Origin of the sequence: Streptomyces sp. ST2-7A (genome assembly GCF_021390475.1) — a bacterium.
Lineage (GTDB): Bacteria > Actinomycetota > Actinomycetes > Streptomycetales > Streptomycetaceae > Streptomyces.
Genome location: NZ_JAJUWS010000029.1, coordinates 1 through 19,040, shown reverse-complemented (window position 1 = coordinate 19,040; position 19,040 = coordinate 1). Strand labels below are relative to the sequence as shown.

Genomic DNA, 19,040 nt, shown 5'->3' with positions numbered 1-19,040 from the left:
CCCCGAAGGTGGGTTAGGTGAACCTAAGTCAATCAGGATCGGTGGAGAACCCCTCACCCGGGGCCGGTGTTCGCCCTCCCGGAGGAGGGGTCGGCGCATCGGTCGGTACGCCGTCCGGCGCGGCGGCGCGCCGGCGGTGTCATCGACCGACGGGGGTCCCGGCGGAGGAAATGGCCGGTTCCCGCCACGGAATCGACCACTCTCGGCCGGCGGATCCCGGAGCACCCGCCGTCCCGCCCCGGTCCCGTCGCGCGATCGCGCGACGGGACCGGGGATGCCCGAACGGCCCCCGAACGAGAAGTCGAAGGAGGACTCAGGCACGTTCTCCGCGCACCCGCAGGGCTCGCCGCAGCTCGTCCAACTGGTCGGTGAGCCCTCGTCGCAGCGCGGCCGTGACCTCCGGACCGGCGAGGACCGTCTCCCCCCGCCGCAGCAGTTCCTCCCCCACCAGCCCGCGCGGGAAGCCGTGCCGACACGCCGCCTCGGTCACCGCGTGCCCGCGTCGGTTGGCCAACCGGACCACGTCGGTGAAGTACCGCTCCGCCCAGGGCACCAGCAGCCCCGACTGCTCCGGGTGCCAGAAGCCCTGCGCGGTGGCGGTGAACAGATAGGCGGACAACTCGTCACCCTCGCCGAACATCTCCTCCCACGCCGTGGCCTTGGCCTGCTCGGTGGGGATCGCGGCACGGCACCGGGCTGCGCCCTCCCGACCGGTGGCCGCCGGGTCGCGGTCGGCCTCGGCGGCGATCTCCCGCTCGTCGACGGCGCCCAGCACCGCCAGCCGGTGCAGGATCCGCCAGCGCAGCTCGGGGTCCAACCCGGGCCCGCCGGGGAAGGCCCCGGCCGCCAACCAGGCCCGGGGCTCCGCCGGATCGGTCACCGAGTCGATCAGCGTCCGCGCCGCGATCAGCCGCAGCGCCGAGACCGGATCGCTCCCGCTCGCGAGGAGGATCTCGCGGGCGGTCTCCGCCAGGGCCACCAGTGCCGCCGTGCGTTCCGCGCCGGACAGGTAGAGGTCCGCGATCCGACCGCGCGCGAAGGCGAGGACCCCCTCCACCAGGGCGGTGTCCGTCTCGGTGGGCAACTGCCGACGGGCCGCCGCCAGGTACTGCTTGGGGTCCAACTCGGCGTCCCGGACCATGTCCCGGGCGGCGTTCCACACCACCGCCCGGGTCAGGGGGTCGGGCAGCGAGGAAAGGGTGTCCCTGGCGGAGTGCCAGGAGGCGGGATCCATGCGGACCTTGGCGTAGGTCAGGTCCCCGTCGTTGACGACCAGCAGGGCGGGCGGTGCCCCCTGGAAGGTGCGGGAGATGCCCGGCACCGGTTCGGCGGGAGCGGCGTCGGGCGGGGAGGCCACCACCTCGATCCGCACCAGGTCCCGTTGTACGGCGATGGCGGACGGGTCGGGGGCCCGGTCGTAGATGCCGACGTCCAAGCGGTGCGGGCGGCTGCCCTCGTGCCGGAGGTCCAGTCGCCACTCCCCGTCCGTGTCGGTGATCGTCGGCACGAAGGTGTCCGGTCCGACGGTGCGCAACCAGTGGTCGGCCCACGTCTCGACGTCCCGCCCGGAGGCCCGGGAGAGGGAGTCGATGAAGTCCGCGAGGGTCGCGTTGCCGAACCGGTGGCGCGCGAAATGGTCGTTGATGCCGGCGAGGAAGACGTCCTCCCCGAGCCAGGTGACCAGTTGCCGGAGAGCGGAGGCGCCCTTGGCGTAGGAGATCCCGTCGAAGTTGAGCCAGGCGGAGGCGGTGTCCGGAACGGCCTCCGGGTTCGGGGCCACCGGGTGGGTGGAGGGACGCTGGTCGGCGTCGTACCCCCACGATTTGCGGGAGACCGCGAACTCGGTCCACGGCCGGAACTCCGTCGCCTCCGCGAGCACCTGGTACCCCATGTACTCGGCGAAGGACTCGTTCAGCCAGATGTCGTCCCACCAGCGCAGGGTGACCAGGTCGCCGAACCACATGTGGGCCATCTCGTGGGCGATGACCACGCCGCGCAGTTGGCGCTGGGTGTCGGTGACCGCCGAGCGCGGGATGAACTCGTCGCGGAAGGTGACCAGTCCGGGGTTCTCCATCGCCCCCGCGTTGAACTCGGGGACGAACGCCTGGTCGTAGGAGTCGAAGGGATAGGGCTCGTCGAAGATGCGGTGATAGTGGTCGAAGACCCGGCGGGTGATCTCCCCGATCTCCTCGGCGTCCTTGTCCAGATGGGCGGCGAGGGAACGGCGCACGTGCAGGCCGAAGGGGATGTCCGCGTGTTCGAAGCGCAGGGAGTGCCAGGGGCCGGCGGCCACCGCCAGCAGGTAGGTGCTGATGGGTGGGGTGGGGGCGCATCTCCAGCGGCCGGGTTCGTCCGTCACCCGCTCGGCCAGCCCGTTGCCCAGCACCGTCCACTCCGGCGGCGCGGTGACCGACACCTCGAAGACCGCCTTGAGGTCGGGCTGGTCGAAAGCGGCGTAGACCAGGGGGGCGTCGGTCATGCAACACATGCTGTAGAGGTAGGTGAGACCGTCCTCCGGGTCGGTGAAGCGGTGCATCCCCTCCCCCGTGCGCGAGTACGGCATGTCCGCCACCAGGGTCAGTTCGTGCTCCCCGGCGGTCAGGCCGGCCAGCGGGAGGCGACCGTCCACCAACGCGGCGGGATCCAGCTCCCGCCCGTCCAGGCGGGCGGTGTGCAGGGTGGTCGGACGCAGTTCGACGAAGGTGTCCCCCTCCTCGCGGGCGGTGAAGCGAATCGTGGTGGTGGACCCGAACGTCTCCTCACCCCGGGTGAGGTCGAGATCGATGACATAACGGTCGATGTCCAGGAGACCGGCGCGGATGCGCGCCTCGTCACGCGTGAGGGAGGGCAGCGGCATGACCCCATGCTGCCCCGGGAGAGCGCGGAAGCGCAGCCGGGTTGTGGCGCGCCGCGCGCCGCGCGCGGGATCGGCCGCCGTTCCCGGCCGCGTCCGACCGGTGATCAGTCCCCTGAATCGCCGCCCTCGGCGATCGTCTCGTGGTGCCGGATGACCTCGGCGATGACGAAGTTGAGCAGTTTCTCGGCGAAAGCGGGGTCGAGCCGGGCGCTTTCCGCCAGGGTGCGCAGCCGGGCGATCTGCCGGGCCTCCCGTTCGGGGTCAGCAGGCGGCAGGCGGTGCTCCGCCTTGAGCCGACCGACCTGCTGGGTGCACTTGAAGCGCTCGGCGAGCATGTGCACGACGGCGGCGTCGATGTTGTCGATGCTCTCCCGCAGCCGGGTGAGTTCGGCGCGGACGGCGGGATCCGTGACCGCGCCGCCCCCGGCGACCCCACCGGCGCCGGAGGGGGACGGGGCGGCGCCCGGGGCGTGCCCCTCGGCGGCGCCGACGACGGTGTCGGGGTGATCGGTCTCGCTGTGGCTCACCCCGGGACTGTACGTCGCCGGCCCCACCCGGGGTCCGGGGTGTCCGCGCATCGGGCGCGGGGGCGCCGGCGTCAGGACGCGCGCACGGTGATCACGGGTTCGTGCCGGACCGGGAAGGCCACCGAGGCCGCGATGAAGCAACCGTCCGCGGCCGGGCCGTGCAGCCGGAGGGCCTCCTCGACCATCTCCTCCCCCGCCACCTCCACCCGGGGCCGCAGCACCGCCTCCGTGAAGCGCCCCCCGGCGGCGCGGGTCGCGAGATCGCCCACCGGCTCGTCCTCGTAGGCGGTCACCACCACTCCCGCGTCGGCGCACTGATGCAGGTAGGAGAGCATGTGGCACTGTGCCAGGGCGGCGAGCAGCAACTGCTCGGGGTTCCAGCGGGCCCGGTCCCCCCGGTACATCGGGGCGGAGGCGCCGGGGATGGGCGGTGGGCCGTCGGCGGTGATCTCGTGGTCACGGCCGTAGGAACGGTAATCGACGGTGCCGAGACCGCGATCACCGGTCCAGCGGATCCGGGCGGAGTACTGGTGTACGGGACTCATGACCGGAGAGTAGCGCCGGGCACCGTCAATCGAACGTGAGTCCGCGGGAGGCGTCGGGGAACCGGGGGCGGCCGGGGTGCGTCGGACCGACGGGTCCGGAGGCGGGACAGCCGCCCCGGGCCGACGGGGAACACCACGGTACGCAACCGAATCAGCGGGTTCGGCGAGAACGACCGGACCCGACCCCACCGAGACCCGGGAGGACACCATGGGCGGTATCCGACACACCCCGCGCGGCGGACGACGCCGGACCGGCGCGACGCTGGTCGCCCTGGCCACCGCGACGGCCCTCACCCTCACGGCCTGCGGCGACGCGAGCGAGGACACCGGATCGCCGGGCGGCGCGCCACCGGTCGAGGAGGCACCCGGCGACGCCCCCGACGGGGAGGACGACACCGACGACACCGATGGTCCCGACGCGGGTGACGACACGCGGGAACCCTCCGACGAGGCGTTCCTGGACCGGGCCGGGGACATCGAGGAGGAGTGGCCGGAGGTGGAACCCCTGTCCTCCTCCTCGGAGGACCTGTGGCGGCTGGAGGGCGTGGTCGCCCCCGACCCCTCGGACACCACGGTGACCGCGCTGGTCGGTCACGGCAGCTGCGACCTGGATTGGGGCGCGCGGGTCCACGAGACCGAGGACCTGATCGTCCTCGGCGGATGGTCCGTGGAGGACCCGGACGTCGAGGTGTGCAACGAGATGCTGGTCATCGACGAGGTCGAGGTGGAACTCGACGCGGAGATCGGCGACCGGGTCCTGGTGGACGCCGTCACCGGGATGGACATGCTGGGCGAGGAGTTCCCCGCCGGCGGCTGATCGGCGTACCGGCGCCGGGTCCGACCGGGATCCGGACATGCCGCGGCGCCCGCCTTCTTCCGGTCGGGGAGGGCGGGCGCCGCGGCCGGTATCCGCACGCCGTTGTGCGGTCCCGTTCGGGGCGGGGCTGCGGTCGGGGCCCGTCGCCCGGACCCGCACGAGGGCGGGCCCGGGCGACGGGGCGTCAGACCGTGAGCGCCCGGTCGGTGGGGCGGATCGGGTACGGCAGGTCGCTGTGCCCGCCGGTCAGCATCCGGTCCACGCCGCGCGCGGCGGCGCGGCCCTCGGCGATGGCCCAGACGATCAGCGACTGACCGCGACCGGCGTCACCGGCGACGAACACGCCGGGGACGTTGGTGGCGTACTCGGCGTCCCGCGCGATGTTGCCGCGCGGGTCCAGCTCCAGGCCGAACTGGTCGACCAGGCCGTTCTCGCGGTCGGTGCCGGTGAAGCCCATGGCCAGGGTGACCAGCTGCGCGGGGATGCGGCGCTCGGTGCCCTCCTTCTGGACGAGCTTCCCGTCGGTGAACTCCACCTCCACGAGGTGCAGCCACCGCACGTTGCCGTCCTCGTCGCCCTCGAAGCGGGTGGTCGAGACGGAGTAGACCCGCTCGCCGCCCTCCTCGTGGGCGCTGGTGACCTTGTAGAGCATCGGGAAGGTCGGCCAGGGCTGGTGCGCGAGACGGTCCTCGCCCGGCCGGGGCATGATCTCCAACTGGGTGACGGAGGCCGCGCCCTGGCGGTGGGCGGTGCCCACGCAGTCGGCGCCGGTGTCGCCGCCGCCGATGACCACCACGTGCTTGCCCTCGGCGGTGATCGGCGGGGTCATGAGATCGCCCTCCTGCACCTTGTTGGCGAGCGGCAGGTACTCCATCGCCTGGTGGATCCCGGCGAGTTCGCGGCCGGGCACGGGCAGGTCGCGGGCGGTGGTGGCGCCGGCGGCGATGACCACCGCGTCGTACCGCTTGCGCAGATCCTTCGCGGTGATGTCGCGGCCCACCTCGACACCGGTGCGGAACCGGGTGCCCTCCGCGCGCATCTGCTCGATGCGGCGGTTGATGTGCCGCTTCTCCATCTTGAACTCGGGGATGCCGTAGCGCAGCAGCCCGCCGATCCGGTCGGCCCGCTCATAGACCGCCACGGTGTGGCCGGCCCGGGTGAGCTGCTGGGCGGCGGCCAGCCCGGCCGGGCCGGAACCGATGACGGCCACGGTCTTGCCGGACAGGCGCTCGGGCGGCTGCGGGGTGACCCGGCCGGCCTCCCACGCCTTGTCGATGATGGTGACCTCGACGTTCTTGATGGTCACCGCCGGCTGGTTGATCCCCAGCACGCAGGCCGACTCGCACGGCGCCGGGCACAGCCGCCCGGTGAACTCCGGGAAGTTGTTGGTCGCGTGCAGCCGCTCGTTGGCGGCGGCCCAGTCGCCCCGGTAGGCGTAGTCGTTCCACTCCGGGATGAGGTTGCCCAACGGACAGCCGTTGTGACAGAACGGGATGCCGCAGTCCATGCAGCGGCCGGCCTGCTTGCCGATGATCGGCAGCAGGGAGCCGGGGACGTACACCTCGTCCCAGTCCCCGACCCGCTCCTCGACGGGACGGGTCGCGGCGACCTCGCGATCGGTGGTCAGAAAGCCCTTCGGGTCAGCCATGGGTCGCCGCCTCCATCATCTTCTCGTGGGTCTCGGACTCGGTGAGTCCGGCTCGCTCGGCGGCGTCCTTGGCGGCGAGCACGGCCTTGTAGGTGGTGGGAACGATCTTGCCGAACCGGCCCGAGGAGGCGGGCCAGTCCGCGAGGAGCGCGGCGGCGGCCGTGGACCCGGTCTCCTCCGCGTGCCGGCGCACCACGTCGTGCAGCCACTCCCGGTCGTTCTCGTCGAGCGCCTCGACCGCGCCCTGGTTCCCGGCGTTGACGTTCTCCTTGCGCAGGTCCAGGACGTAGGCGGTGCCGCCGGACATGCCGGCGGCGAAGTTGCGCCCGGTCTCGCCCAGGACGACGGCGCTGCCGCCGGTCATGTACTCGCAGCCGTGGTCGCCCACACCCTCGGCGACCACCAGGGCGCCGGAGTTGCGGACGCAGAACCGCTCGCCGACCCTGCCGCGCAGGAACAGCTCGCCACCGGTGGCGCCGTAGGCGAGGGTGTTGCCCGCGATGACCGACTGCTCGTCGAGGTGATCGGCGGAGCGGTCGGGGCGCACGATCACCCGGCCGCCGGACAGGCCCTTGCCGACGTAGTCGTTGGCGTCGCCCTCCAGCCGCAGGGTGACCCCGCGCGGGAGGAAGGCGCCGAAGGACTGACCGGCGGAGCCGATGAGGGTGATGTCGATGGTGTCGTCGGGCAGACCGGCGCCGCCGAACCGCCGGGTCACCTCGTGGCCCAGCATGGTGCCGACGGTGCGGTTGATGTTGCGGACCGCGACCCGGGCCCTCACCGGGCCCGCCTCCTCGGCACTCCCCGCCTCCAGCGCGTCGGAGGCGAGCCGGATCAGCTCGTTGTCCAGGGCCTTCCCCAGCCCGTGGTCCTGCGGGACGGTGCACCGGCGGGCGGTGCCGGCCGGCAGCGCGGGCACGTGCAGCAGTGGGGCCAGGTCCAGGCCGGAGGCCTTCCAGTGCTCCACGGCACGACCGACGTCGAGCACGTCGGCGCGGCCGATGACCTCGTCCAGCGAGCGGAAGCCCAGCTCGGCGAGGAGCTCGCGGACCTCCTGCGCGATGAACTCGAAGAAGTTGACCACGAACTCGGGCTTGCCACCGTACCGGGCACGCAGCACCGGGTTCTGGGTGGCGATGCCGACCGGGCAGGTGTCCAGGTGGCACACCCGCATCATCACGCAGCCGGAGACCACCAGCGGCGCGGTGGCGAAGCCGTACTCCTCGGCGCCCAGCAGGGCGGCGATCAGCACGTCGCGACCGGTCTTCAGCTGACCGTCGGTCTGCACGACGATGCGGTCGCGCAGGCCGTTGAGCAGCAGGGTCTGCTGCGTCTCGGCCAGGCCCAGCTCCCAGGGACCGCCCGCGTGCTTGAGGGAGGTCAGCGGCGAGGCGCCGGTGCCGCCGTCGTGACCGGAGATGAGCACCACGTCGGCGTGCGCCTTGGAGACGCCGGCGGCGACGGTGCCCACGCCGACCTCGGAGACCAGCTTCACGTGGACGCGGGCCGAGGGGTTGGCGTTCTTCAGGTCGTGGATCAGCTGCGCCAGATCCTCGATGGAGTAGATGTCGTGGTGCGGCGGCGGGGAGATCAGCCCCACGCCCGGCGTGGAGTGCCGGGTGCGCGCCACCCACGGATACACCTTGTGGCCGGGCAGCTGTCCGCCCTCGCCGGGCTTGGCGCCCTGCGCCATCTTGATCTGGATGTCGTCGGCGTTGGTCAGGTACTCGCTGGTGACGCCGAATCGACCGGAGGCGACCTGCTTGATCGCCGAGCGGCGCTCGGGGTCGTACAGACGCTCGGGGTCCTCGCCGCCCTCACCGGTGTTGGACTTGCCGCCCAGCCGGTTCATGGCGATCGCCAGCGTCTCGTGCGCCTCCTGCGAGATGGAGCCGTAGGACATGGCGCCGGTGGAGAACCGCCTGACGATCTCCGAGACCGGCTCGACCTCGTCGATCGGCACCGGGCGACGGTCGCTGTGCAGACCGAACAGGCCGCGCAGGGTCATCAGCCGCTCGGACTGCTCGTCCACCCGGGAGGTGTACTGCTTGAAGACGTCGTACCGGCCCTCGCGGGTGGAGTGCTGGAGGCGGAAGACGGTCTCCGGGTCGAACAGGTGGGGCTCGCCCTCCCGTCGCCACTGGTACTCGCCGCCGATCTCCAACCGGCGGTGGGCCGCGGCGATGCCCGAGGCCGGGTACGCCTTGGCGTGCCGGGCGGCGACCTCCTCCGCGATGACGTCCAGGCCGACGCCGCCGATCTTGGTGGAGGTGCCGTTGAAGTAGGTGTCGACGAACCCCTCGTCCAGACCGATCGCCTCGAACACCTGCGCGCCGCGGTAGGAGGCGACGGTGGAGATGCCCATCTTGGACATCACCTTCAGCACGCCCTTGCCCAGCGCCTTGATGAGGTTGCGGATGGCGGTCTCGGCGCTGAGACCGGGCACGTCCCGGAAGAAGGTGCCCTCGCGGACCAGGTCCTCCACCGACTCCATCGCCAGGTAGGGGTTGACCGCGGCGGCGCCGTAACCGACGAGGAGCGCCACGTGGTGGACCTCGCGGACGTCACCGGCCTCCACCAGCAGCCCCACCCGGGTGCGCTGACGGGTGTGGATCAGGTGGTGGTGGACCGTCGAGGTCAGCAACAGCGACGGGATGGGGGCGTGCTCGGCGTCCGAGTGGCGGTCGGAGAGCACGATGATCCGGGCGCCCTCGGCGATGGCGGTGTCCACCTCGTCGCGGATGGCGTCCAGCCGCGCGGCCAGCGCCGCGCCGCCGCCGGCGACCCGGTACAGACCGGAGACGGTGGCGGACTCGAAGCCGGGCATGTCGCCGTCGGCGTTGATGTGGATGAGCTTGGCCAGCTCGTCGTTGTCGATCACCGGGAAGGGCAGCGCCACGCTGCGGCAGGAGGCCGCGGTGGGCTCCAGCAGGTTGCCCTGGGGGCCGAGCGCCGAGTGCAGCGAGGTGACCAGTTCCTCGCGGATGGCGTCCAGCGGAGGGTTGGTGACCTGGGCGAAGAGCTGGGTGAAGTAGTCGAAGATCAGCCGCGGCCGGTCGGAGAGGGCGGCGATGGGGGTGTCGGTGCCCATCGAACCGATCGGCTCGGCGCCGGTGCGGGACATCGGGGTGAGGAGGACGCGCAGTTCCTCCTCGGTGTAACCGAAGGTCTGCTGGCGACGGGTGACCGAGGCGTGGGTGTGCACGATGTGCTCGCGCTCGGGCAGCTCGGGCAGCTCGATGAGACCGGCCTCGAGCCACTCCTGGTAGGGACGCTCGGCGGCCAGGCCCGCCTTGATCTCGTCGTCCTCGATGATCCGGTGCTCGTCGGTGTCCACCAGGAACATCCGGCCCGGCTGGAGGCGACCCTTGCGGACCACCCGGGCGGGGTCGATGTCCAGGACGCCGACCTCGGAGGAGAGCACGACCAGACCGTCGTCGGTCACCCAGTAGCGGCCGGGACGCAGACCGTTGCGGTCCAGGACCGCGCCGACCCGGGTGCCGTCGGTGAAGGTGACGCAGGCGGGACCGTCCCACGGCTCCATCAGCGAGGAGTGGAAGCGGTAGAAGGCGCGCCGGGCCGGGTCCATCGTGTCGTGGTTCTCCCACGCCTCGGGGACCATCATCAGCACCGCGTGCGGCAGCGACCGACCGCCCAGGTGCAGCAGTTCCAGCACCTCGTCGAAGGAGGCGGAGTCGGAGGCCTCGGGGGTGCAGATCGGGAAGATCCGCTCCAGCCGCTCCGGGTCACCGAAAAGGTCGCTGACCAGCTGCGACTCGCGGGCCCGCATCCAGTTGCGGTTGCCCTTGACGGTGTTGATCTCACCGTTGTGGGCGATGAACCGGTAGGGGTGGGCCAGCGGCCAACTCGGGAAGGTGTTGGTGGAGAAGCGGGAGTGCACCAGCGCGATGGCGGAGGCCGTGCGGGGGTCGGAGAGGTCCGGGAAGAACGGCTCCAGCTGCCCGGTGGTGAGCATCCCCTTGTAGACCAGGGTCCGCGCGGAGAGCGAGGCGAAGTAGACGTCCGCCTCCCGCTCGGCGCGCTTGCGCAGCACGAAGGCCCGACGGTCCAGCTCCAGGTCGGAGAGGGCCCGGTCCGCGTCGGCGACGAAGAGCTGCCGGAAGGTGGGCATGGTGGCCCGGGAGGCGCCGCCGAGCAGCTCCGGGGCGACCGGCACCTCGCGCCAGCCGAGCACCTCCAGGCCCTCCTCGGCGGCGAGGGCGTCGATCCGGGCGGCGACGGCGTCGGCCGCGGCCGGGTCGGCGGGCAGGAAGCCGAGGCCGACTGCGTAGGAGCCGGCGGCGGGCAACCCGAACGGAACCACGGCGCGCAGGAACGCGTCCGGGACCTGCAGGAGGATGCCGGCCCCGTCACCGGTGTCGGGGTCACTGCCCGTGGCACCGCGGTGCTCGAGGTTCCGCAGAACGGTCAGCGCCCGATCCACGAGATCGTGGTCGGCCTCACCGGAAAGTTTGGCGACGAAACCGACGCCACAGGCGTCGTGCTCGTCGGCCGGGTCGTACATCCCCTGCTTGGCCGGATGGGACGCAGAACGCATCGGCTCCTCCGTCGTCGTCGGTGCGGATCTGTGCTGTGACCGGGGACGACGTTGGCCCTGGCGCGAATTTTTCGTGCAGGTTACAGGATGGGGCCCGTCCCGGAAAGTGGATGGACGTGCCCGGGATGCGGACGGCACGACGGCTCGCCGAGCCCTCGAAAGAGGGGAGGAACCGCCCGGCTCGGCCGGTGCGGTCCGGGCGACGGCGCCCGTGAATCCCGAAGCATATGCCCTGTGGAGACGTACCCGAAACCGCCGGGTAACAAAGATCACGGGTGTTGTTTCCCGATGCGTCCCGGAGCCCGTGTAACGGGTGCGGGAGGACGGGTATTCCCGCCCGGAGGGATCGGGGCCCGACGGCGGACGGCTCCGGGGCGTTCCCGGTGACACCTCCCCGGGAGTCGTTCCCCGGACCGTTCCCGGACAGTCGGGGCCGTTCGGGTGAGGGCGAGGGGCGCGGAACGCGCCGATCCCCCGCCTCGTCGCACGGGCGGGGGATCGGGAAGCGGAGGAGACGCGGAGTCGCGGGGTCAGTCGCGCTCGCCGCGTGCCCGGGGTGGGCCGAGGTCGGCCGGGCCGTCGGCGGAGCCGGCGCCCCCGGTCCCCTCGCCCGCGACCGGGGCACCGACACCGTCGGTGGCGGCCGCCGCGCCGGTGACCGTCCCGGCCCGCTTCGCGGCGGTGCCCTTCTCCCCCGCCGCGCCGACGGACTCGGCCGGTTCGGCGGCGCCGGTCGTCGGGGCCTCGCCCCCGAGCTTCGCGGCGCCCTTCTCGGTGGCGTTCCTGTCCGTGCCGTTCCTGTCGATGGCGTCCTTCTCGATGGTGCCGTCGTGATCCGGCTCCACGACCTCCTCGCGGCCGGGCCGCAGGCGTGCGGAGAGCACCAGGTAGAGGACCGCCAGCAGGAAGACGACCAGCGCGGTCCAGTTGTTCAGCCGCAGGCCCAGGAATTCGTGGGCCTCGTCGATCCGCAGGTACTCGATCCAGAAGCGGCCCGCCGTGTAACCGGCGACGTAGAGCGCGAACGCGCGGCCGTGGCCGAGCCGGAAGCGCCGGTCCGCCCAGATGACCAGCAGACCCAGGCCGACGCACCAGAGGGACTCGTAGAGGAAGGTGGGGTGGAAGACGCCGGTGTCGCGGTTGTTGTCGATCTCCAGGCCCCAGGGCAGGTCGGTGGCCCGCCCGTACAACTCCTGGTTGAACCAGTTGCCCCAGCGCCCGATGGCCTGGGCGAAGGCGATGCCCGGCGCCACCGCGTCGGCGAAGGCCGGTAGCGGGATGCCCCGGCGCCGGCAGGCGATCCAGGCCCCCACCGCGCCACCGGCGATGGCGCCCCAGATGCCGATGCCCCCGTCCCAGATGCGGACGGCGTCCCAGGGATCGCGTCCCTCACCGAAGTAGAGCTGGTAATCGGTGATCACGTGGTAAACCCGGGCGCCGACCAGACCGAACGGCACGGCCCACACCATGACGTCGGCGACCGTTCCGGGCCTGCCGCCGCGCGCCACCCAGCGCCGGCCGCCGAGCCAACCGGCGACGAAGACACCGAGGATGATGCACACCGCGTACGCGCGCAAGGGGAAGGGCCCGAGCTGGATCTCGCTCGTGCCGGGGCTGGGAATGGAGGCGAGGATGTCCATGGTGGGCCCGAGGCTACCCTGTCCGCCACCCGCCCCGGTGCGCGACGGCCGCCGGATCCCACCGGGGCGGGCCGGTCCGAAGCCCGCCGGCGGGGCGGGCGGGCCGGGTCATTCCGCGGCGATCTCCTCCACCCGCTGCCGCAGGCGCTCGACGGTCAGCGGATCGGAGGGGTCGCCGTAGACGCTCTCCCCGTTGAGCAGGACGGTGGGGGTGGCGCTGTACTCCGAGTCCCGGAACGCGACGTTGGTGCGGGCCACTCGATCGGCGTGGGTTTCCCCCAGCACGCAGTCCCGGAACTCGTCGGTGTCCAGCCCGTCGATCCGGCCGGCCAGCTCGATGAGGGTGTCCGGGTCGGCGAATTCGTCGGTGCGCTCGGCCGGCTGCTCGGCGAAGAGCAGGTCGTGGTACTCGGCGAAGCGGTCGGCGTCCTCCGCGCAGATCGCGGCGTTGGCCGCCCGGGCGGAGCCCTCGCCCCCGAGGCCGTCGTCGATGATGGTGACCAGGTGGTACTCGGTGCGCAGCTTCCCCTCGTCCTGCAGGTCGGCGATGGTGTCCTTGTAGTACGTCTCGAACCGGGCGCAGGCCGGGCAGCGGAAGTCCTCGTAGACGGTAAGGGTCGCCGGGGCCTCCGCGGGACCCTGCGCGATCGGTGCGGGGGGCGGGCCGTCGGTGTCGGAGCCCCGTCCGGTGTTGCCCGCCGCGAAACCGATGCCGCCCACCACGGCCAGGGTCGCGACGGAGATCCCCAGCACCTTGAGGGTCCGTCGGCGCTTCTCCGCCACCTGATCGCGGGCCCGTTCCTCCGCCAGCCGCTCGCGGGCGCTGAGACCGCCCGCGCGGTTCTTCTCGCTCATGTCCTGGACCAACGAGCGGGGGACCCGGCGGACACGGACCGCCCGCCGCCGTCCCCCGTGCGGGTGTCGTGACCCGGTTCGTCCCGTTCGGGCGCCTAGCCTGAGTCCGATGATCCCACCGCGCGCCCGCCCGTGTCCCCCGGCCGAACGCTCCGGAAGGGCCGGGGAACCCGATGAGCCCCGCGACGACCACGCCGACCGCTCCGCCCCCGTGCCGGACCGTGGGGAGCCGGGCGGGCGGGCGGGTCGCCACGACGTGGTCGCCGCCGTCGCGGCGTTCGCGCTCTTCGCCGCCGCCGCCGTGATCGGGACGGCGATCGACGACGACGGCCGACTGAGCCTGCGATGGCCCCCGCTCTACGCCGACTGGGAGCCGCACCTCGGCCCGGGAACCGCGCCGACCCTGCTGGTCGCCGTCCTGGTGGTGGGATGGGGGCCGGCCCTGGCCCGCCGACTGCCCTGGCGGGGGCTGCTGTGGGCGGGCTGGCCGGCCTCCCTGGCCTGGACGTTCTCGCTGGCGATGATCGACGGCTGGGAGCGGGGGGTGGTCGGTCGGCTGACCGGACGGCACGAGTACCTGGCGGCGGTGGACCGGGTGGACGACCTCGGGCGGTTCCTGACCACCTTCGCCCACCACGTACCGCTCGACGCCCCGGACAACTGGCCGGTGCACGTGGCCGGGCACCCGCCCGGAGCGCTGCTGACCTTCGTGGGCCTCGACCGGATCGGAGCCGGCGGGGGCGTCTGGGGGGCGGCGTTCATCCTGCTGGTGGCCGCCTCGGCGGTACCCGCCGTGCTGGTGACGGTGCGCGTGCTGGCCGGGACGACGACGGCCCGCCGGGTCGCGCCGTTCGCGGTGCTGCTGCCGGCGGCCGTGTGGATGGGGGTGTCGGCGGACGCGTATTTCGCGGCGGTCGCGGCCTGGGGCGTGGCGCTGCTGGCCCTGGCCGCCTCCGGGGCCGCCCGCCGGCCCGGCCTCACCGCGTTCGGGGCGGGGTTGCTGTTCGGCTGGATGCTCTTCCTGTCCTACGGCCTGGTCCTGATGGCCCCCACGGCACTGGCGGTGCTGCTCCTGACCCGCTCGTGGCGGCCGGTCCTCCCGGTGGTGGCCGGGATGGCGGTGGTGGCCCTGACCTTCCTGGCCGGCGGGTTCTGGTGGTGGGAGGGGTACCAGGCGCTGGTGGAGCGCTACCACCAGGGGGCGGCGCGGCTGCGGCCGTACGGCTACTTCGTGTGGGCGAACGCGGCGGTGCTGGCGGTGACGGTGGGGCCGGCGGGGATCGCCGGGCTCCGCCGGGCGGCGACGGCGGGGGCGCGGTGGACGCGCGGGGTCGTGCGGCACGGTCGGGCGGATGCGGAGCCGGCCACCCGGCGGCGTCGGGGTCCGGCGGCGGCCGTCGGTTCCCTCGCGGCGTCCGTCCGCGCCTCCTTCCCCGTCGTGCCGGCGGTCCTCCCGGCCGGCGGCGGGGGCGGCTCCGACGCCCGGTCGTCCCCTCCCGCCCGGCACGGGACGGGCCCGGTGGGGGGTGCCGGACCGCTGGTGGTGCTGGCGCTCTCGGCAGCCGTCGCCGTGCTCGCGGCGACGTTGTCGGGGATGAGCAAGGCGGAGACCGAGCGGATCTGGCTGCCCTTCGTGCTGTGGCTGATCCCGGCCGCCGCCCTGCTCCCCGGGCGGTGGGTCCGGTGGTGGCTGCCGGCGCAGGCGGCGACCGCGGTGGCGGTCAACCATCTGCTGCTCACCGGCTGGTGACGACGGGGGCGACTCCGAGGGGTGACCCCGGGGTCACTCCCCCACCCGCAGGAGGACGAAGGGACGACCGGCGACCCACCACTCCTCCGCCGGTCGCCATCCGGCCCTCCCGGCATTCTCCCGCAGGGCGGCGGTCCCCACCCGGGCCCAGGGGAAGACCGGACCGGCCGCGCCCCGTCCGTCGTCCAGCCGGGCGGGGCCCCGCTCGTCGACCTGGTCCGGAGCGGCCTCGACGACGAGTCGGGCGCCGGGTGCGGCCACCTCCCGCACCCGGCTCAGGAGCCGGACCGGGTCACCGCCGATGCCGATGTTCCCGTCGAGCAGCAGCGCGCCGTTCCAACGGCCCTCGGCGGGCAACGGGTCGAAGACCGAGGCCAGCAGGGCGGTGCCGCCGCCGCGCCGGGTGCGCTCCACGGCACTGCGGGCCACGTCGATGCCCAGCGCCGGACGGCCGTGGCGGGCGAGTTCGCAGACCATCCGGCCGGGACCGCAGCCGATGTCCAGGACGCTGCCGCGGCAGCGGTGCAGCACCGAACGGTCGGCCTCGTCGGGACCGGCGCACCAGCGTTCGACGTCCAACGGGAGGAGCGCGCCGTCGGGTCCGCGCAGGTAAAGCGGGCCGGAGCCGGCCCGCAGGGCCTCGGCGTAGAGATCGCCGGACCAGGTGCGTCCGGTGGGGCGCGCGCCACGACGCGGGGTCACCGGATGCGCGCCCCGGGAGGCGCCGACCCGGGGCGGCCGGGAGGTACCGGCGGGGGCCGGGCGGGCCCCCCGGCGGGGAGCGGTGGTCATCCCCCTCCCACCTCCCCCGGGTCGGCGCGGGGGGCTCCGGCGGCGGGCGCGCCGGGGAGGGTGTGACCCCACGCCTCGGCGAAGCGGCTGTCGGGTGCCACCCGGGCGGCGATGCGGTCGGCCTCGGCCACGGTGTCCATGTCCTCCAGTTCCGGCAGGTCGCGCACCCGCAGGCCGGCCTCCACCAGTCGGCGGCGCTGTGCGGCACCGGTGTCGGGAGTGGACATCGGCACCCCGCGGACCAGCTCGGGATCGGGTTCGCCCAGACCCAGGGCCCAGAAGCCACCGTCGCGGGCGGGTCCGAACCAGGCGGCGTCGGGGGCGCCGGCCCCGGGGGCGGTGGCGGGGGCGAGGAGTTCGGGGGTGATCTGGGGGGTGTCCATGCCCAGCAGCAGGGTGGGGCCGGAGCAACCGGTCAGGGCGGTGGCTATGCGTTCGTCCAGTCCGCCGGTGCCCTGGGGCACCACCTCCCAGCCGGTCGGCAGCCACGGTCCCGGCCGGCCGGCCAGGGCCAGCACCCGGCGGCGGGCGGGGATCCGCAGGCCGGTGCGGAGGGTGTCGGCCAGGGACGCCTCGGCGAGTCGGGCCGCCTGCTCGGGGGTGTACGGCGGGGTGAGTCGGGTCTTGACCCGGCCGGGAACGGGCTCCTTGGCGATCACCAGGAGGGTGACGGTGCCGGGGAGGGGGCGATCCGCGCCGGTGGGTCGGGCGAAGTGCGCCGGACGGCGGTGCGGGGCCGATGTCCGGGGCCGGGCGGCGGGGGCGGTCGGACCCCGACCGGGGGAAACGGGTGTCAACGCAGCACCTTCCGCATGTCGTGCACGGCCCGGAGGGTTCCCGGCCAGGTGCCGGTGACCTTGGAACGTCCGGTACGCGGCAGGTAGGGGACCTCGGTCTCCACGATCCGCCATCCGGCGTCGGCGGCGGCGACCACCATCTCCAGGGGATAGCCGCTGCGCCGATCGGTGAGATCGAGGTCGAGCAGGGCCCGCCGGCGGGCGACCCGCAGGGGGCCGAGGTCGCGCAGGCGCACGCCGGTACGGCGGCGCAGCATGACGGACAGGGCGCGGTTGCCGACCCGGGCGCGGACGGGGAAGGCGCGCCGGGTGGTGGGGCGGCGGCGGGCCAGGACGAGATCGGTGGAGCCGGCCCGCACCGGCTCGGCCATCCGGGTGAGGGCCCGGGGGTCGAGGGTGGCGTCGCAGTCGCAGAAGGCGACCAGGTCGGCCTCGGCGGCGAGCAGGCCCGCGTGGCAGGCGGCTCCGAAGCCGCGTCGGGGCTCCCGGACCACGCGGGCGCCGAGTTCGGCGGCGATACGCGCGGACCCGTCGGTGGACCCGTTGTCGACGACCAGGGGGCGCCAGCCGGGAGGGACGCGGGACAGCACCCAGGGCAGGGCATCGGCCTCGTTCAGGCAGGGCAGCACGAGGTCCCCGTGGATGTCCCGACGGACCTCCGGTGGGCCCCCGGCCCGCCGGGAAGCGGTCTCGCTCATCCGATCCCCTTTCCGGTGGGACGACGGTGGTGAGGGCGTCGCCGGGGCCGATCCGCCGTCGGGATCATCTCCCGGCGACGAATGCGACCAGTTAGCGATAACAAAAAGCTAACTTCACATGAACGCCAATCGTGGGACCCACTGATCACCGCGCGCCGCGTCGGGTCGCTCTCGCCCCGGCCGTACCGTTCACCTCACCGGAAACGGCCCCGGGTATGCCGATTCGCCCCTTTCCGGGGCCGCACGCCCCCGCCGGGCCCGGCCCCGCCGACCCCGGTGTCCCCGCCGGGGCGACCGGAACCGGTGTCCCCGGTGTCGTCCAACCGGTGTCCCCGGATCGGCGACCGGCCGGTGCCGTCAGACCGACGGGATCGCCCGCAACGGATCGGCCGCGAACCGGGCCATCCCCTCCGCGAACCCCACCCGGGGCCGCCACCCCAACTCCTCCCGCAACCGGGACGAGGAGGCGGTGATGTGCCGGACGTCGCCCAGTCGGTACTCCCCCGTCACCCGGGGCGCCGGACCGCCGAACGCGTCGGCGAGCGCCGTGGCCATCTCCCCCACCGTGTGCGGGTCGCCGCTGCCGGTGTTGTAGGTCCGCAGGGTCCCCGCCGGGCGGCTCTCCAGCGCGTCCAGCGCGGCGAGATTGGCCGCCGCCACGTCCGTGACGTGGACGAAGTCCCGGCGCTGGGCACCGTCCTCGAAGACCCGGGGCGCCTCGCCGCGGTCCAGCGCGGAACGGAAGAAGGAGGCCACCCCGGCGTACGGGGTGTCGCGCGGCATCCGCTCCCCGTACACGTTGTGGTAGCGCAGCGAGATGGCCCGCCCGCCCTCCGAACGGGCCCACGCCGCCGCCAGGTGCTCCTGGGAGAGCTTGGTCGTCGCGTAGACGTTGCGCGGGTCCACCGGGGCGTCCTCGGCGACGAGCCCCGGCGCCAGGTCCCGTCCGCACCGGGGACAGCGCGGTTCGAAACGCCCTGCCGCCAGGGCCTCCGGTTCGCGGGGGCCCGGCCGCACGGTCCCGTGCTCCGGACAGGTGTACCGACCCTCGCCGTAGACCACCATGGACCCGGCCAGCACCAGGCGTCGGATGTCGGCCCGCGCCATCGCCGCGAGCAGGACGGCGGTCCCCAGGTCGTTGCGCGAGACGTACTCCACGGCGTCGGAGAAGCCGCTGCCCAGACCGACCATGGCCGCCTGGTGACAGACCGCGTCCACCCCGGCCAGGGCCCGCTCCACCGATCCGGGGTCCCGGACATCACCCTGGTACCAGGGCACGTCCGGGTGATGGTGCGCCCGGGGCTCGGTGTCGAGCACCACGGGCACCCTTCCCGCCGTGATCAGGGCGTCGACGACATGGGAACCGATGAATCCGGCACCGCCGGTGACCAGTACGCGCATCTCCTCACGCTAGGTCGCCGGGGCCGCGCGGAGCCGTTCCCCGGGGCGGCCGGGTCGGCGGGGTCGGTGGAGGTGTCGGCGGCGAGGTCGGCGGGGCCGCCCACCGTCCCGGAGGTGTCGCCGTACAGGCCGAACCAACGGGCGGCGGTGTCCAT

At 73.6% G+C, this 19,040-nt stretch carries 14 protein-coding genes; 2 read left to right on the top strand and 12 right to left on the bottom strand.

What is annotated here, in order from left to right; translation table 11 throughout:
* Positions 1–313: 313 nt before the first annotated feature.
* The 3 genes from pepN to LZF96_RS17730 all read right to left on the bottom strand — a co-directional run bounded on the left by pepN (position 314) and on the right by LZF96_RS17730 (position 3,929).
* Positions 314–2,857 (bottom strand): aminopeptidase N, encoded by a 2,544-nt coding sequence (pepN, locus tag LZF96_RS17740; RefSeq protein WP_233873226.1) that lies wholly within the window; start codon positions 2,855–2,857, stop codon positions 314–316.
* Between the two features lie 104 nt (positions 2,858–2,961).
* Entirely contained in the window at positions 2,962–3,384 is a 423-nt protein-coding gene (locus tag LZF96_RS17735) for a chorismate mutase (protein ID WP_308294230.1), read from the bottom strand.
* 71 nt (positions 3,385–3,455) lie between these two features.
* Complete coding sequence (locus LZF96_RS17730) at positions 3,456–3,929, bottom strand: OsmC family protein (RefSeq protein ID WP_233873224.1); 474 nt, start codon at positions 3,927–3,929, stop codon at positions 3,456–3,458.
* A 208-nt stretch (positions 3,930–4,137) separates the two neighbouring features.
* Between LZF96_RS17730 and LZF96_RS17725 the strand changes: the two genes are divergently transcribed.
* On the top strand, positions 4,138–4,746 hold the full coding sequence (locus tag LZF96_RS17725; protein ID WP_233873221.1) for a hypothetical protein: 609 nt from the start codon (positions 4,138–4,140) through the stop codon (positions 4,744–4,746).
* Between the two features lie 184 nt (positions 4,747–4,930).
* Here LZF96_RS17725 and LZF96_RS17720 read toward each other — a convergent pair whose 3' ends face one another.
* The 4 genes from LZF96_RS17720 to LZF96_RS17705 all read right to left on the bottom strand — a co-directional run bounded on the left by LZF96_RS17720 (position 4,931) and on the right by LZF96_RS17705 (position 13,447).
* Entirely contained in the window at positions 4,931–6,394 is a 1,464-nt protein-coding gene (locus LZF96_RS17720; RefSeq protein ID WP_233873218.1) for a glutamate synthase subunit beta, read from the bottom strand.
* Positions 6,387–10,952 carry a glutamate synthase large subunit gene (gltB, locus tag LZF96_RS17715; protein ID WP_233873217.1) on the bottom strand — a complete coding sequence of 1,522 codons (4,566 nt, stop codon included), beginning with the start codon at positions 10,950–10,952 and terminating at the stop codon, positions 6,387–6,389. Before gltB ends, LZF96_RS17720 begins: the two co-directional genes overlap by 8 nt.
* Positions 10,953–11,482: 530 nt before the next feature.
* Positions 11,483–12,592 (bottom strand): prolipoprotein diacylglyceryl transferase, encoded by a 1,110-nt coding sequence (lgt, locus tag LZF96_RS17710; RefSeq protein WP_233873213.1) that lies wholly within the window; start codon positions 12,590–12,592, stop codon positions 11,483–11,485.
* A gap of 108 nt (positions 12,593–12,700) precedes the next feature.
* Positions 12,701–13,447, bottom strand: coding sequence for a thioredoxin domain-containing protein (locus tag LZF96_RS17705; protein ID WP_233873211.1), 747 nt, complete (start codon positions 13,445–13,447; stop codon positions 12,701–12,703).
* A 109-nt stretch (positions 13,448–13,556) separates the two neighbouring features.
* Between LZF96_RS17705 and LZF96_RS17700 the strand changes: the two genes are divergently transcribed.
* The gene (locus LZF96_RS17700; protein WP_233873208.1) at positions 13,557–15,197 is read left to right on the top strand and encodes a hypothetical protein; all 1,641 of its coding nucleotides are present in this window, start codon (positions 13,557–13,559) and stop codon (positions 15,195–15,197) included.
* 33 nt (positions 15,198–15,230) lie between these two features.
* On the opposite strand, the gene LZF96_RS17695 is transcribed toward LZF96_RS17700, so the two are convergent.
* The 5 genes from LZF96_RS17695 to LZF96_RS17675 all read right to left on the bottom strand — a co-directional run.
* Positions 15,231–15,989: a bifunctional 2-polyprenyl-6-hydroxyphenol methylase/3-demethylubiquinol 3-O-methyltransferase UbiG gene (locus tag LZF96_RS17695; protein WP_233873207.1), complete on the bottom strand. Its 759-nt coding sequence runs from the start codon at positions 15,987–15,989 to the stop codon at positions 15,231–15,233.
* On the bottom strand, positions 15,986–16,651 hold the full coding sequence (locus LZF96_RS17690; protein ID WP_233873362.1) for a DUF2064 domain-containing protein: 666 nt from the start codon (positions 16,649–16,651) through the stop codon (positions 15,986–15,988). The genes LZF96_RS17695 and LZF96_RS17690 overlap by 4 nt, the downstream gene beginning before the upstream one ends.
* Positions 16,652–16,782: 131 nt before the next feature.
* Positions 16,783–17,484, bottom strand: coding sequence for a glycosyltransferase family 2 protein (locus LZF96_RS17685; RefSeq protein WP_308294229.1), 702 nt, complete (start codon positions 17,482–17,484; stop codon positions 16,783–16,785).
* 357 nt (positions 17,485–17,841) lie between these two features.
* Positions 17,842–18,885, bottom strand: a complete 1,044-nt coding sequence (locus tag LZF96_RS17680; protein WP_233873206.1) for an NAD(P)-dependent oxidoreductase — start codon at positions 18,883–18,885, stop codon at positions 17,842–17,844.
* The coding region (locus tag LZF96_RS17675; protein WP_233873204.1) for a hypothetical protein at positions 18,825–19,040 on the bottom strand (216 nt) is incomplete at its 5' end. The genes LZF96_RS17680 and LZF96_RS17675, both read right to left, overlap by 61 nt.

Bases quoted from the DNA above. Each gene is read 5' to 3' on its own strand.
- LZF96_RS17680 (WP_233873206.1), bottom strand. From the start codon at position 18,885: ATGCGCGTACTGGTCACCGGCGGTGCCGGATTCATCGGTTCCCATGTC.
- LZF96_RS17725 (WP_233873221.1), top strand. From the start codon at position 4,138: ATGGGCGGTATCCGACACACCCCGCGCGGCGGACGACGCCGGACCGGC.
- LZF96_RS17720 (WP_233873218.1), bottom strand. From the start codon at position 6,394: ATGGCTGACCCGAAGGGCTTTCTGACCACCGATCGCGAGGTCGCCGCG.
- gltB (WP_233873217.1), bottom strand. From the start codon at position 10,952: ATGCGTTCTGCGTCCCATCCGGCCAAGCAGGGGATGTACGACCCGGCC.
- LZF96_RS17705 (WP_233873211.1), bottom strand. From the start codon at position 13,447: ATGAGCGAGAAGAACCGCGCGGGCGGTCTCAGCGCCCGCGAGCGGCTG.
- pepN (WP_233873226.1), bottom strand. From the start codon at position 2,857: ATGCCGCTGCCCTCCCTCACGCGTGACGAGGCGCGCATCCGCGCCGGT.
- LZF96_RS17685 (WP_308294229.1), bottom strand. From the start codon at position 17,484: ATGAGCGAGACCGCTTCCCGGCGGGCCGGGGGCCCACCGGAGGTCCGT.
- lgt (WP_233873213.1), bottom strand. From the start codon at position 12,592: ATGGACATCCTCGCCTCCATTCCCAGCCCCGGCACGAGCGAGATCCAG.
- LZF96_RS17700 (WP_233873208.1), top strand. From the start codon at position 13,557: ATGATCCCACCGCGCGCCCGCCCGTGTCCCCCGGCCGAACGCTCCGGA.
- LZF96_RS17695 (WP_233873207.1), bottom strand. From the start codon at position 15,989: ATGACCACCGCTCCCCGCCGGGGGGCCCGCCCGGCCCCCGCCGGTACC.
- LZF96_RS17730 (WP_233873224.1), bottom strand. From the start codon at position 3,929: ATGAGTCCCGTACACCAGTACTCCGCCCGGATCCGCTGGACCGGTGAT.